We start from the raw sequence: 13,230 nt of genomic DNA on the forward strand, positions 1-13,230 counted from the left end.
CCCCATGCGGTGCACGCCGTCGGCCCCACCCCTCGCCCCCGTCCTCGCCGGAACCGAACCGCGAAGGAGAACCATGAAGAAGCACGGCCTGCTCAATCCGGACCTGAACCGGGCGGTGGCCCGGCTGGGGCACACCGATCTGGTGGTGGTCGCCGACTGCGGCCTGCCCGTCCCCGCCCAGGTCCCGGTGATCGACCTGGCCCTGGTGTTCGGCATCCCGCGATTCACCGAGGTGCTCGACGCCCTGCTCGCCGAGATCGTGGTGGAGGCCGGTACGGCCGCCGAGGAGGTCCGCGGCACTGAGGCGGACGGCTGGCTCACCTCCCGCCTGCTGCCCCTCGACGCGCCCTTGGCCTACATCCCGCACGTGGAGCTGAAGCACCGCGTGGCGGGCGCCGCGTTCGTGGTGCGTACCGGCGAGACCACGCCGTACGCCAACGTGCTGCTGAGGTGCGGCGTCCCGTTCTGATGGGTGTGGCGCGATCTCCACCCAGTCGGCTCAGCGCTGCAGGTAGGCCAGCACCGCCAGCACCCGGCGGTTGTCGTCGTCGGAGGCCGGCAGGTCGAGCTTCGCGAAGATGTTGGCGATGTGCTTGCCGACCGCCTTCTCGGTGATCGACATGGCGTCCCCGATCGCCGCGTTCGAGCGGCCGTGGGCCATGTGCTCCAGCACCTCGCGCTCGCGCGGGGTGAGGGCGGCGAGCCGGGCACCGCGGCGACGCAGTAGCTGGTTGACCACCTCGGGGTCCATCACGGTGCCGCCGGCGGCGACCTGGCGTACGGAGCTGATGAACTGCTGGACATTGGTCACCCGGTCCTTGAGCAGGTAGCCGACGGCCCCCTCCTCCGAGGCGAGGAGCTCGCGGGCGTAGAGCTGCTCGACGTACTGGCTGAGCACCAGGATCGGCAGCCCGGGGCGCCGGCGGCGGGCCTGCACGGCAGCCCGCAGCCCCTCGTCTGTCCCTGTCGGGGGCAGACGGACGTCCAGGATGGCCACGTCGATGTCGGGTCTCTCGAGGGCCCGCACCAGTGAGGGCTCGTCGGCGACCGCCTCGACCACCTCGATGTCGTGGGCCTCGAGCAGCTGGATCAGTCCGGCTCGGAGGATGGCGTGGTCCTCGGCGACAAGGGCTCGCACGGCACCTCCATGGTCACGATGGTGGGTCCACCGGGTGGACTGGTCACCGTCAGTGTCCCATCGAAGGCGGCCAGGCGCCGTTGCATGCCGCTGAGACCGCTGCCGCCGTCCACCTTCGCACCGCCCCGTCCCTCGTCACGTACGACTCCGTGCAGGATGCCCGGTTCCAGTTCCAGCAGGATCTCCCCGCGATCGGCGCCCGAGTGCTTGACGATGTTGGCGAGCGCCTCGGAGATGACGAAGTACGCGCACGCCTCCACCGGTGCGGGCAGGCGAACGGACTCGTCGCCGCCGAAGCCGGAGGTGCGCACCTCGAGGTCGAGCGGCAGGTCGAGCGCCAGCGAGCGGACCGCCCCGACCAGGCCGCGGTCTGCCAGCACCGGGGGATGGATCCCGTGCACCAGCCGGCGCAGGTCCTGCAGCGTGTCGGTCACGGACCGCTGGGCCTCGGCCAGCATCTGGCGCGCCCGGTCGGGCTTCGAGGCGACCAGCTCCTCGGCCAGCCCGATGGTCATCCCCAGGCTGACCAGCCGGACCTGGACCCCGTCGTGCAGGTCGCGCTCGATCCGGCGGATCTCCTGGGCCGCCGAGTCGACGCTGTCGGCCCGGCTGGTGGTCAGCGCGGCGACCCGGCTACTGAGCACCGCCGTCCTCGACGGCCCCAGCATGGCGTCGACCATCGCTGCCCAGGTCCGGACCAGGTGGGGGGTGGCGTACCACCACGCCACCAGCAGTCCTACGGCCATGACCAGGCCGGCCAGCGCCAGCTCCCACCAGGCCGCATCATCGGTGGAGGCTGGCAGGGGGAGTGACAGCGGCAGCAGGTCGGCGAACGGGAGGGCGAGGGCGGCCGCGGCGAGGGCGAGGAAGACCAGCGGGAGCGCGGTCAGCGCCAACCCTGCGGTGGCGTTCACCCCGGCCCACAACAGGTCGCGCCAGGTCGCCTCGTCGGTCAGCAGCCCGCGGACGACGACGAAGAAGCCGCGGTGCTGGTCCTCCGTCCGGTACGGGCGCGGCACCGGCCGACCGAGCACCAGGCCGGCGCCGTAGCGGTAGGCATTGGCGAGCCGGCGGCCGACCCAGGTGGAGCCGATCAGCAGCGGGATGCCCACCCACAGGACGGTGAGCGGCAGGCTGAGCAGGGCTACCACCGCAGGGACCAGGCAGACCACCGAGAGCAGCGCGGCGACCAGTGCCACCAGGGTCAATTGCCATCGCCACTTCACCCCTCCATCATCGCCCGCCGCCACGAACCCTGTCGTGACGCAGGGCGGTAGGGGTGCTAACACCCCTACCGATCCGGGTCCTGGCACCAGTGTGCGGAGCGGCGCCGGAGGGAAGACTCGAAGTATGACGACATACCTGGAAGCAGCGGCCGATCCCCTGGCTGCCCCCGCAGCGGCTCCGAACGGGGTGCGGCGGGCCGGGCAGAGTACTTTCCGGCCGCTGATCAAGCGGATCAAGGCCCGTGGCCTGATGGGCGGGGCGACCCGCTTCTACGTGGTCACCGGCATCGCCATCGTGGCGGCCACCGCCGCGATCGTGGCGAGCATGGTGCTGCTGGCGGGCAGCTGGTGGGCGCTGCTGCTGGCCCCGCTGCTGGCCCTGGTCTGGGGACAGGTCAGCTTCGTCGCCCACGACGCCGGCCACAAGCAGTTGCCCGGCCCGCGCTCCCTGAGCAACCGCGTGGGACTGCTCGCGGCCAACGTCCTGCTCGGCGTCAGCTTCGGGTACTGGAACGACAAGCACGACCGCCACCACGCCAACCCGAACCACGAGGGTCTGGACCCCGACGTGGCCGAGGGCATCATCACCTGGTCGGAGGCCCAGCACGCCAAGAAGACCGGCCTCGGCCTGTGGATGTCCCGCCACCAGGCCGGCCTGTTCTTCCCGCTGCTCACGTTCCAGGGCTGGCTGCTCCAGTTCGAGGGCATCATGTGGCTGGCCCGCCGACCCCGCGGCACGCGGCTGGTCGAGGGCCTGCTACTGGCCTTGCACTGGTCGCTGACCCTGGGCCTGCTGCTGTGGCTGTTCTCACCGCTGCAGGCGCTCGTCTTCCTCGCGATCCACTCGGGTATCTGGGGCTTCATGCTCGCCTCGGTCTTCGCACCGAACCACAAGGGCATGGAGATGCTCGAGGTGAACGAGCAGGAGAAGCTGGACCACCTGCAGAAGCAGGTGCCGACCTCCCGCAACATCATCGGCTCGCCCGTGGTCGACTTCTTCATGGGTGGTCTGAACTACCAGGTCGAGCACCACCTCTTCCCCTCGATGCCGCGTTCCCACCTGAAGTACGCCCAGCCGATCGTGGAGGAGTACTGCCACGAGATCGACCTGCCGTACGTCAAGGTCGGCTTCGTCCGGTCCTACCGCCAGATCCTGGACTACCTGCACGCGGTCGGCACCGGCCAGCAGCCGGCGCGACTCGTCTGAGTCTCTGCGGCCCCGGGGCCGCACCCGGCAGCTGGTTCCGGACAGTCGTCCGACGCCGAACGGGCCGCTCCCACCAGGAGCGGCCCGTTCGGCACGTGCCCGGGTGCTCAGCACCGCACGTACGTGTGTGCGTACGGCCGGCTCCCCCGGTGCGCCACCCTCAGGCCGAAGCGGGTTCCTGCTGCGCGTCGATGACGTTGAGCAGGCCGATCAGGGAGGTCAGGTAGGAGTACTGCCGCAGGCCCATCGTCAGGCTGAGGGCGGTGCCGGTGAGGCCCGACTCGACCCGTACGTGGGGCTGCGCGTGCGCGAAGTGCGTGACGGTGTTGGCGAAGTGCGTCTCGGCGTTCGGCTTCCCGGTCATCTCGAGGGCGTGGCGTACGGGCTCGGCGTAGATCTGCCAACCGGCGGGATTGACGATCCAGCCGTCGACGACGTCGGCGTTCGCGTGGATGAACTCCAGGATCTCGCCGTCGTGGTTGCTCACCAGCAGGACGAGTTCGGCGCCGAGTCCGTCGGCCCATTCCCGGAGCTGCGCGTTGAAGTCGTCCCGGCCGATCGTGCCGTACTTCTTCGCATTGCGCTTGCCGAGCTGGCTCATGTTGGGCCCGTCGATCACGCCGATCGTACGGATCGCGCGGGAGGCCCGGAAGCTGCCGAGCGGGAGGTTCCTCACCGGCCCGCCCCCTCGGCCGGCTCGGCGTGCCCGGCCCCTTCGGTGTGCCCGGCCGCGTCGGCCCCTTCGGTCTCCTCGACAGGATCGGCCTCCGAGAACCCGTCCAGGTACGAGACCAGCCCCACGAGCGCAGCCACGTAGCCATGCTCGCCGAAGCCCGCCACCACGCCCTGGGCAGAGCTGGTCAGCCTCGACTCGAGCCGGATGTGGGGAGAGACCGAGGCGTAGTACTGGACCGGGTTGAACAGGTGCACCTCGACGTACGGCGTGCCGTTCTCCTCCAGCGCGTGCCGCAGCCCCTCGCCGTAGGTGGTCAGGCCCCCCGGATTGACCAGCAGGCCGTCCAGGCCCGGCCCCTCGGCGTGGATCCACTCCAGGATCCGGCCCTCGTAGTTGGAGACCGTGTGGAGGATCTCGACGCCCAGCCGGTCCCCGGTCGCAGCGACCAGGTCGCGGAGCTCGTCCCAGCTCTGGAGGTTGTGGTGCCGGGCACCCTTCTCTCGCCCGATGAACGACATGTTCGGGCCGTCGATGACGCCGATGCGCCAGCGCTTCCCGTCATTGGATGTCCGAACCACGCGTTCGCTCCTCATTGAGTCACCACGATGTAGGGCCGACTATCGATATCGAGAATCGGCTGGGAGCGGAGAATCGTCATCGATTCGCCCGCCCTGAGAACAGGCTGTGACCCAGGGCACAGGTCGTCAACCCGATTTCCCCACTCCGGAACGCCTCCGGACCGCCGAACAACCGCGGGAAGGACCAAATTCTCAGGGCGGCACACCACCCCGCTCCGCCCCCGGCTGCTTCAATGAAGGGCATGACGGATCAGCCTGCTGACTCCACGTCCACCCCGCTGGAGGACTACGCACTCCTGTCGGACCTGCACACCGGCCCGCTGGTCTCCCGCGACGGCAGCATCGACTGGCTGTGCTTCCCCCGCTTCGACTCACCCTCGGTCTTTGCCGCGCTGCTGGGTGGCCCCGAGGACGGGCGGTGGAAGGTCTCGGCCGTCGACGGGGAGGTGGTCGCCCGGCGCTACCTGCCGCGTACGTTCGTGCTGGAGACGGTGTGGCGGACACCTACCGGCACCATGGTGGTCACCGACTTCCTGCCCTCCAGCGACCGACAGGCAGACGTGGTGCGGCGGGTGACCTGCACGAAAGGCCACGTCGAGGTCGAGCACGACCTGCGGATCCGCTTCGACTACGCGCGGTCCATGCCCTGGACCCGGCGGGTGGACCTGCGCGGCACCGCCAAGGAGGGGCTGCTGTCGGTGGCCGGCCCGAACGCCCTGCTACTGGCCGGGCCGCTGCTGCACCCGCACGCCGACCAACAGGTCGAGCCCCAGGAGGGGATGGAGGATCGCCACGACGCCTCCCCCAAGGGGCATCCCGACGACTACCAGGGCGCCGTCTCCGACCGGCTGACAGGCATCTTCCCCCTCGCGGAGGGCGAGACCCTGGACTGGGTGCTGACCTGGCACCCCTCCCACCGGTACCCCCCGGTGCCGGTCGAGCACGCCCACGCCTTGGAGAAGACCATCGCCTGGTGGCGCGAATGGTCGGCCGAGGTGGAGGTGCACAGCCGCCACGACGACCTGGTGCTGCGCTCGCTGATGGTGCTGCGCGCCCTCACCCACGAGGCGACCGGCGGCATCGTCGCCGCGGCGACCACCTCCCTGCCCGAGGACTTCGGCGGCGTCCGCAACTGGGACTATCGCTTCACCTGGCTGCGGGACGCGGCGCTGACCATCGAGACCCTGATCCGGCACGACTTCACCGAGGGCGCGCTGCACTGGCGCGACTGGCTGCTGCGGGCCGTCGCCGGTGACCCGGACGACCTGCAGATCATGTACGGGGTGGCCGGGGAGCGCGAACTACCCGAGTTCGAACTGCCGCACCTGTCCGGCTACGAGGGCTCCCGGCCGGTCCGGACCGGCAACGGCGCGGCCAAGCAGTACCAGGCCGACGTCGTCGGGGAGGTGATGCTGGCACTGGCCGCCCTGCGGGACGCCGGCATCGACGAGGACGAGTACTCCTGGGGCCTGCAGAAGAACCTGCTGCGCTTCGTGGAGAGGAACTGGGACCGCAAGGACCACGGCATCTGGGAGATGCGCGGGGAGCCGGCCTTCTTCGTGCATGGCCGGGCGATGATGTGGGCCGCGCTCAACGAGGGCATCCGCGCTGTGGAGGAGCACGGGCTGGACGGGCGGGTCGACCGCTGGCGGGACCTGCGCGAACGGCTGGGCGAGGAGATCCTGCAGCACGGCTACAACGAGGAACTCGGCAGCTTCACCCAGACGTACGGGACCACCGAGGTCGACGCCTCACTGCTGCAACTGACGCACACCGGCTTCGTGACGTACGACGACCCGCGGATGCTCGGCACGGTGGCGCGGATCGAGCAGGACCTGATGGACGACTCGGGGCTGCTGCGCCGCTACCGCACCGAGTCCGGGCTGGACGGGCTGCCGGGCGGGGAGTACCCGTTCCTGATCTGCTCGTTCTGGCTGGTGGAGCAGTACGCGCGCAGCGGCCGGCTCGAGGAGGCCCGTACGCTGCTGGACCGGCTGACCGGGTTCGCCACCGACCTGGGGCTCTACAGCGAGGAGTACAACGCCGGCGCCGGCCGGCTGGCCGGCAACTTCCCGCAGGCGTTCAGCCACCTCGGCTTCATCCACGCGGTGGACGCCGTCGAGGAGGCGAGCGGCAAGCAGCGGCTGTCCGAGCGCGACCGGCGGCCCAGCCACGGGTGAGTCGCCCGGCGGCCTGCGAGGACGTCGCCCCGAGCACTGGCGGGTCGGTGGCCCCGGGTGCACTCTGGTGCCATGGGCACCCGGTCCGAGCACACCTCCGAGCATCGCCGCGTCTGCATCCAGGGCGGCGAGCTCGACACCCTCCTCACCGGGGAGGGCGAACCCGTCCTTGTCATCCCCACCGCCGTCAACCCGTACGAGCTCGCGCCGCTCGCCCGCCTGCTGGCCGACACCGAGCGGTACCGGGTCGTGCAGTACCGCCGCCGTGGCTCGGGCGGCAGTAGCCACGTCCAGCTCGGCGGGACGATCGCCGAGGAGGCGGCGGATGCGGCAGCGATCCTGCGGGAGCTGGGGATGGGGCGTGCCCACGTCGTCGGGGCCTCCTACAGCAGCGCGATCGCCCTGGAACTGGCCGAGGCCCGCCCCGACCTGGTGCACACCCTGACCGTGTACGAACCTCCGCCGACCTACACCCCGAACGCCGCGGAGTTCCGCAGCCGGAACGCCGACCTGCTCGAGCAGGAACAGGCGATCGGCGCGGTCGAGACACTCCACGCCTTCGAGCGCGCCCTGGACGGACCCGAGTGGCGTACGGAGATCGAACGCCTGGTCCCGGGCTCGGTGGCGGCGATCGACGCGGAGGCCGACCTGTTCTTCGCCCACGACATCCCCGCGCTGCTGGCGTGGGAGTTCGATGCCGACCGGGCCGGCCGGATCCCGTGCCCGGTCCTGTGCCTGCGCGGCACCACCAGCGGTCCGTGGTTCCAGCAGTCCACCGGCCTGCTGGCCCAATGGCTCCCGGAGGCCCGAACCGTCGTCATCGAGGGTGCGGACCATTCGGCCTGCCTGAACCGCGCCGCCGACGTGGCGGCAGCGATCCTGGACTTCATGACCGAGCACCCGATCGGCTGACCGGCTGGTCCTGCCGCCCAGTAGCCCCCGCAGATCCACCGCCCCTAGATCCAACGCCCGTAGATCCAACGACCGCAGATCCAACCCGGCCGACGCCGCTACGCTCCCGCGCTCCGGTACTGCGTCGGCACGTCCAGCACCGCCATCGTGCAGCGGCTCACGCAGACCAGCTTGCCGGCCTCGTTGGTGATCCGGATGTCCCAGATCTGGGTGGTCCGGCCCAGGTTCAGCGGCGTCGCCACCCCCTCCAGCATCCCCGGCAGTCCGGGGCGCACGTGGTTGGCATTGACCTCCAGACCCACCGCGTACTGCTTGGTCTGGTCCACGACGTACGTCGCGGCCCAACTGGCCAGCGTCTCGGCGAACAGCACCGACGCCCCACCGTGCAGGACACCCGCCGGCTGGACCGTACGCTCGTCGACACGCATCCGGCCGCGCAGCGAGTCGTCGGTGCACGAGATGATCTCGATGCCCAGGTGCTCCACCGCGGAACCGCGGCTGCGCGCGTTGACCTCGGCCACGTCGGGCGGACCGTCGAACCAGATGCTCATGGGCGCCAAGGTAACCCACCGACCAGGCGTTCCGCCGCGTCCCCCGACCCTGGATACCCCTGCGGGTATCAAGTACGGTAGGCGCTGGGCAACCACCGACGAAGGGACCACCGATGGCGATGAAGGGATCACCGATGCCGACGACCGAAGCGGCCGAGCAGCCGGGCACCGTCACCCTCACGGCCGCGCCGACCAGCGCCTGGACCACCCTGCGCGACTGGCCCGCCCGCCGGTGGTGGGCCGCGGCACTCGCCGCGGTCGGCACCGTCCTGGTGGTCGGCCTGCCGACCGTCCTGATCCCGAACTCGATCTTCGGCCGCGCGGTCCCGGTGACCTGGTGGGCCTGGCCGGTGCTGGTCGTCACCGCGCTCCTGGCCGGCCTGGTCAGCGCCACGTACGTCCGCAGCACCTCCACGACCGACAAGGGATCGACCAGCGGCCTGGCCGGCGGGGTGCTCAGCTACCTGGCGGTGGGCTGCCCGGTGTGCAACAAGATCGCCCTGCTGGCGTTCGGGTACTCCGGGGCACTGCAGTGGTTCGCCCCGGCACAGCCGGTCCTCGCCGTGCTGGGCATCGCCCTGCTGGCGTACGCCCTGCACCGCCGGCTGCGCGGCGAGATCGCGTGCGCGGTGCCGGTCAGGCGCTGACCCGGAGGCACCGCCCCGGCGATCGACCGGTCACAGGAGCCTGCGCATCGCCGGGAAGAGGTCGTCGGCGCTCCGGTCGAACCCCAGCCGCTGGTAGATGGCCACGGCGCCGGGGGTGGCATCGAGCCGCGCACTCTGGGCTCCCCGCTGCCGACACCAGACGAGGGCGGCCTCCATCAGGGCCCGGCCCAGACCCTGGCCACGACGCGACTCGTCGACGCACATGTCGGCCACGTACGCATGCCGCGGCCCCCACTCGGGGCCGGGGACGTGGTGGGTGATCCCCGCGCTGATGCAGCCGGCGAGGCGGCCGTCCTCGCCGTCGCTGACGAAGAACGTGTAGTCGGGATGTTCCAGCATGTCGCGGATCCCCGCGGCTGCCCGGTCCGGCCACTCGGGATGCCCGTCGAGATCCACCTCGATCGGGTACGAGGAGGTCATGATCAGCGCCTTCAGTCGTACGATCTCCGGCACGTCCGCGTCCGTCGCCACTCTCACCTGCACGTACGCAATCTAGTCCGGCGACCAACGGCGGAGGCGAGGCCGACCGGACGAGGGGAGGCCGGACCGGCCATGCAGGGTGGGCCCGGCCATGCAGGTGCCGGTCGCGCGCCCCTTCCCTGCGCCGACCACCGCGGTTAGGCTCCTGCCATGTCCACTCCGCTGTCAGGTGACTCCGTCCGGGACCGGCTCGATGCCGCGGTCCCGCAGGCGATGCGGGAGAACGACGAGGCTGCGGTCGAAGCCGGCCAAGCAGCTCTCGGCGCCATCGAAAGTGCCGCCGGCTCCGCCCAGGGAGAGCTGACCGAGGGCGACATGCTGGCCATAGTGCTGGCCGAGGCCGTCGCGCGCGAGGGTCAGGCCCGGGAGAGGCGGGACGCCGGCGAGTCCGCCGAGGCGGACCGGCTGGTCGCCCAGGCTTCCTACCTGCGAGAATTCACCGCTTGAGGGCGACGCCTCAGCGGCCCCTGTCCTCCTGCAGGTAGCCCCTGAGGCGAGGCCGGACCAGCAGGAACAGTGCCAGGCCGAGGCCTGTCGTCACGGTAAGCATGACCACCGACGGCACCGGCGTGGAGCCCAGCAGCAGGCCGACCAGCGGCGTCGCCAGGCCGCCGACACCGAACCGGGCGGCGCCAAGCATCGCCGATGCGGTGCCCGAAGCCGCCCCCTGGTGGTGCAGGGCCATCGCAGCGGAGTTGGCCTGCTGTGCGGGAAGGCCGCCGACGATCCCCACCAAGGGAAGGACGTAGCCCCACCAGCCGCCCCACCCGTTGCTCACCACCACGAGCATGACCAAGACACTGACCACGGCGGTGGCCAGTATGAGGGTCTGGGTGGTGATGATGCCGAAACGCGCCAGCAGCAACGGGTTCACCTGCGACATCGCAACGATGGAGAGGGCCACCCCACCGAACACCAGCCCGAAAGACTGCGCGGACATCCCGTACATGTTCTGCAGCACGAACGGCGAGGCCGACACGTACGTGAAGATCGAAGCAGAGGCGAGGCCCACCACCGCGATCATCATCAGGAAGACCGGGTCGCGGAACAGCGAGCCGTACGCCCGCAGCGCCGTGGCCATCCCCAGCACGTGGCGCCGCTGCGGGGGCAGGGTCTCTGGCAGCCACAGCGCGGTGAGCACCAGCATCACCACACCGATCACCGCCAGCGCCAAGAAGACACCGCGCCAGGAGGTGACCGCGAGCATGAAGCCGCCCACGGTCGGCGCAATCACCGGCGTCAGGCCCATGACCAACGCCATCCGCGAGTAGAGCACCGCTGCCCGGCGTCCGACGAACAGGTCGCGGACGACGGCCGTCGCCGCGATCATGCCGGCGGTGCCGGCCAGGCCCTGGACCAACCGGAAGGCGATTAGGAAGCTGACGTTCGGGGCGATCGCGCAGAGCAGGGACGCGACGATGTGCAGGGTGACGCCGACCAGCACCGGCCGCCGGCGTCCGAGGGCGTCCGAGAGCGGTCCGGTGACGATCTGTCCCAGGCCCAGGCCGATGAGGGAACCGGCGAGCGTGGCCTGGACCTGGGACTCCGTGGCCGCCAGGTCCCGGGCCATGGCCGGGAAGGCGGGTAGGTACGTGTCGGTGCTCAGCGCCGCGGTGGCGCTGAGCAGTCCCAGCACGAGGACCAGCCGGGCGTACCTGCCGCCTGCGGGGGTCGGGATGCTCACCCCGCCATCAGCCGTGGCAGCACCAGGACCAGCGACGGGAAGATCGCACAGATCAGGATGACCGTGGAGTCCGAGGTGACCCACGGCAGCACTGACTTGTACAGCGTGGGCAGGGTGAGGTGGGGCGCCACGCCCTTCATCACGAACAGGCTCATGCCGAACGGCGGGGTGGTCTGGGCGATCTGCAGGTTGATCAGCAGCAGCATGCTGAACCACACCGGGTCCCAGCCGAACTGCGCCACCAGGGGCATGAACAGCGGGGCGGTCACCATCATGATCGACACCTGGTCGATCAGCGCGCCGAGCACGAGCAGGATCAGCATCAGCACCAGGAGCAGGACCGGTCCGCTGGTGATGTTCGCGGTGACCGCCTTGACCAGGCCGCGGGTGGCACCGGTGGTGCTCATCAACTGGCTGTACAGGTTGGACCCCAGCACGATGATGAAGATGACCGTCGAGGTTCGCAGGGTGCCGACCGCGGAGTCCCAGATGATCCTCAACGTCATCCGTCGCATGGCCAGCCCCAACACCAGGGTCGCCATGGCTCCGACGGCGGCCGACTCGGTCGGCGTGGCGATGCCGAAGAAGATCAGGCCCAGCACGATCGCGATGATGATGCCCGGCCCCAGGGCATGGCGTACGCCGGACCTCACGATCTCGGCGAACCCTCGCTTCGGCGGCGTCTCCTCCTCGGGTACGCCCTTGCGCTTCAGCGTGACCACGATCATGTAGCCGACGGACATCATCAGGCCGGGGATGATGCCGGCGATCAGCAGCGGCCCGATCGGCACCTCGGCGATGCCACCCCAGAGGATGGCCAACGCGCTGGGAGGCAGGATCATGGCGAGTCCGCCCGAGGCCATGATGGAACCGACCGCCAGCCGCTGGTCGTAGCCCTTCTCCTCCATCTCCGGCAGCAGCGTGCGACCGAAGAGTGCCGTGTTGGCCAGGGTGGAACCGGACAGCAGGCCGAACATGGCGCCGCCGCCCACGGCGACCATCGCGAGCCGGCCGGGCATCCGGTTGAGGACCAGGGCGATCTCGCCGAGGGCCTCCTGGGCGACCTTGGTGCGGAACAGCAGCTCACCCATCAGGATGAACAGCGGAATGGCTGTGAAGGTGAAGCTGGTGACCGAGCTGCTGATGCTCAGCACCACTTGGTTGAGCGCCGCGTTGAACGACCCGAAGGTCACCAGCGCTCCGAGGACGCCGATGCCGAGCATGGCGTAGGCCACGGGGACGCGCGCGAAGAGCAGGATCAGCAGGGCGATGAGGAATGCGGCGAGGAAGACGTACCAGTCCATGTCAGCGTTCCCTTCCTCTGTCGGGCACGCCCCGCAGGTCGTGCCAGAGCTTGCGAATGGTCGCGGCCGCCACGACGGCGAAGCCGAGGGCGATCATCCCGGTGAGCCAGAAGCGGCCCAGGCCGAGCTCGCCGCCCATCGTCGTGCCCCGTTCCAGGTCGCGCTGGAACAGAAGCACCGCGCCGTACACGATGACGAGGACGACCGCGAGCTGGATCAGGTCGCTGATGATGTTCAGGACCTTGAGCACGGCACTGGAGGCGAACATGTCGACGATCTCGAGTCGGACGTTCTCGTCGCGATAGGTCAGGCTCGGTGCGCCCAGCAGGGTGAGCACCAGGACGGCCACGCCGGCCAGTTCGAGCAGGCCGGTGACACCCCGCCCGGCCGCCCGGACGATGACGCCATAGGTCACGCCGAACATCAGGGCCAGTGCCACGGCGCCGCCGGCCCACTCGACCAGGCGGACCGGCAGCCAGGCCGGTCGGGTGAGGGCCTCGTGCTCCTCGGGGGTCTCGACGGCGTGCAGGTCGTGGGTGGAGTCCGGGGCCTCGACCTCCGGGACCGGGGGCACCGCCTCGTCGGGACGGCGGTGCCCCCTCGTGTTGTCAGGGTCTCGGGTCACG

Annotated in this window: 15 protein-coding genes; 6 read left to right on the forward strand and 9 right to left on the reverse strand. The window is 70.3% G+C overall.

Going from position 1 to position 13,230, the window contains the following annotated elements:
- Nucleotides 1-73: 73 nt before the first annotated feature.
- Nucleotides 74-469 carry a D-ribose pyranase gene (gene rbsD, locus GA0111570_RS06540; RefSeq protein ID WP_092608097.1) on the forward strand — a complete coding sequence of 132 codons (396 nt, stop codon included), beginning with the start codon at nt 74-76 and terminating at the stop codon, nt 467-469.
- Nucleotides 470-499: 30 nt separating this feature from the next.
- On the opposite strand, the gene GA0111570_RS06545 is transcribed toward rbsD, so the two are convergent.
- Both GA0111570_RS06545 and GA0111570_RS17305 read right to left on the reverse strand, forming a co-directional pair.
- Nucleotides 500-1,138 (reverse strand): response regulator, encoded by a 639-nt coding sequence (locus GA0111570_RS06545; RefSeq protein WP_092608100.1) that lies wholly within the window; start codon nt 1,136-1,138, stop codon nt 500-502.
- Nucleotides 1,090-2,364, reverse strand: a complete 1,275-nt coding sequence (locus GA0111570_RS17305) for a sensor histidine kinase (protein ID WP_175557356.1) — start codon at nt 2,362-2,364, stop codon at nt 1,090-1,092. The genes GA0111570_RS06545 and GA0111570_RS17305 overlap by 49 nt, the downstream gene beginning before the upstream one ends.
- Nucleotides 2,365-2,488: 124 nt before the next feature.
- On the opposite strand from GA0111570_RS17305, the gene GA0111570_RS06555 reads away from it, so the two are divergent.
- Nucleotides 2,489-3,571 (forward strand): acyl-CoA desaturase, encoded by a 1,083-nt coding sequence (locus GA0111570_RS06555; RefSeq protein WP_175557357.1) that lies wholly within the window; start codon nt 2,489-2,491, stop codon nt 3,569-3,571.
- A gap of 160 nt (nt 3,572-3,731) precedes the next feature.
- Here GA0111570_RS06555 and GA0111570_RS06560 read toward each other — a convergent pair whose 3' ends face one another.
- Both GA0111570_RS06560 and GA0111570_RS06565 read right to left on the reverse strand, forming a co-directional pair.
- The gene (locus tag GA0111570_RS06560; RefSeq protein ID WP_092608105.1) at nt 3,732-4,247 is read right to left on the reverse strand and encodes a type II 3-dehydroquinate dehydratase; all 516 of its coding nucleotides are present in this window, start codon (nt 4,245-4,247) and stop codon (nt 3,732-3,734) included.
- Nucleotides 4,244-4,825, reverse strand: a complete 582-nt coding sequence (locus GA0111570_RS06565) for a type II 3-dehydroquinate dehydratase (RefSeq protein ID WP_175557358.1) — start codon at nt 4,823-4,825, stop codon at nt 4,244-4,246. Before GA0111570_RS06565 ends, GA0111570_RS06560 begins: the two co-directional genes overlap by 4 nt.
- Before the next feature lie 242 nt (nt 4,826-5,067).
- On the opposite strand from GA0111570_RS06565, the gene GA0111570_RS06570 reads away from it, so the two are divergent.
- Together GA0111570_RS06570 and GA0111570_RS06575 are read left to right on the forward strand one after the other, a co-directional pair.
- Nucleotides 5,068-7,005, forward strand: a complete 1,938-nt coding sequence (locus GA0111570_RS06570; RefSeq protein WP_217634050.1) for a glycoside hydrolase family 15 protein — start codon at nt 5,068-5,070, stop codon at nt 7,003-7,005.
- 72 nt (nt 7,006-7,077) lie between these two features.
- On the forward strand, nt 7,078-7,917 hold the full coding sequence (locus GA0111570_RS06575; RefSeq protein ID WP_092608114.1) for an alpha/beta fold hydrolase: 840 nt from the start codon (nt 7,078-7,080) through the stop codon (nt 7,915-7,917).
- A gap of 98 nt (nt 7,918-8,015) precedes the next feature.
- Here GA0111570_RS06575 and GA0111570_RS06580 read toward each other — a convergent pair whose 3' ends face one another.
- Nucleotides 8,016-8,468: a hotdog fold thioesterase gene (locus tag GA0111570_RS06580; RefSeq protein ID WP_092608117.1), complete on the reverse strand. Its 453-nt coding sequence runs from the start codon at nt 8,466-8,468 to the stop codon at nt 8,016-8,018.
- 134 nt (nt 8,469-8,602) lie between these two features.
- Here GA0111570_RS06580 and GA0111570_RS06585 point away from each other — a divergent pair, with 134 nt between their 5' ends.
- Nucleotides 8,603-9,115: a hypothetical protein gene (locus GA0111570_RS06585; RefSeq protein WP_175557359.1), complete on the forward strand. Its 513-nt coding sequence runs from the start codon at nt 8,603-8,605 to the stop codon at nt 9,113-9,115.
- A 30-nt stretch (nt 9,116-9,145) separates the two neighbouring features.
- Here GA0111570_RS06585 and GA0111570_RS06590 read toward each other — a convergent pair whose 3' ends face one another.
- Entirely contained in the window at nt 9,146-9,619 is a 474-nt protein-coding gene (locus GA0111570_RS06590) for a GNAT family N-acetyltransferase (RefSeq protein ID WP_175557360.1), read from the reverse strand.
- A gap of 147 nt (nt 9,620-9,766) precedes the next feature.
- Between GA0111570_RS06590 and GA0111570_RS06595 the strand changes: the two genes are divergently transcribed.
- Nucleotides 9,767-10,063, forward strand: coding sequence for a hypothetical protein (locus tag GA0111570_RS06595; protein WP_092608123.1), 297 nt, complete (start codon nt 9,767-9,769; stop codon nt 10,061-10,063).
- A gap of 10 nt (nt 10,064-10,073) precedes the next feature.
- Here the strand turns inward: GA0111570_RS06595 and GA0111570_RS06600 are convergent, their stop codons facing one another.
- Genes GA0111570_RS06600 through GA0111570_RS06610 form a run of 3 tightly spaced genes read right to left on the reverse strand, consistent with a single transcriptional unit; the run spans nt 10,074 to nt 13,229 of the window.
- Nucleotides 10,074-11,300 carry a multidrug effflux MFS transporter gene (locus tag GA0111570_RS06600; protein WP_175557361.1) on the reverse strand — a complete coding sequence of 409 codons (1,227 nt, stop codon included), beginning with the start codon at nt 11,298-11,300 and terminating at the stop codon, nt 10,074-10,076.
- Complete coding sequence (locus tag GA0111570_RS06605; RefSeq protein ID WP_092608129.1) at nt 11,297-12,604, reverse strand: TRAP transporter large permease; 1,308 nt, start codon at nt 12,602-12,604, stop codon at nt 11,297-11,299. Before GA0111570_RS06605 ends, GA0111570_RS06600 begins: the two co-directional genes overlap by 4 nt.
- 1 nt (nt 12,605) lies before the next feature.
- Complete coding sequence (locus GA0111570_RS06610; RefSeq protein ID WP_139283166.1) at nt 12,606-13,229, reverse strand: TRAP transporter small permease; 624 nt, start codon at nt 13,227-13,229, stop codon at nt 12,606-12,608.
- Nucleotide 13,230: the final 1 nt, after the last annotated feature.

Source organism: Raineyella antarctica, from assembly GCF_900092135.1.
In the GTDB taxonomy this organism is placed as follows: Bacteria; Actinomycetota; Actinomycetes; order Propionibacteriales; family Propionibacteriaceae; genus Raineyella; species Raineyella antarctica.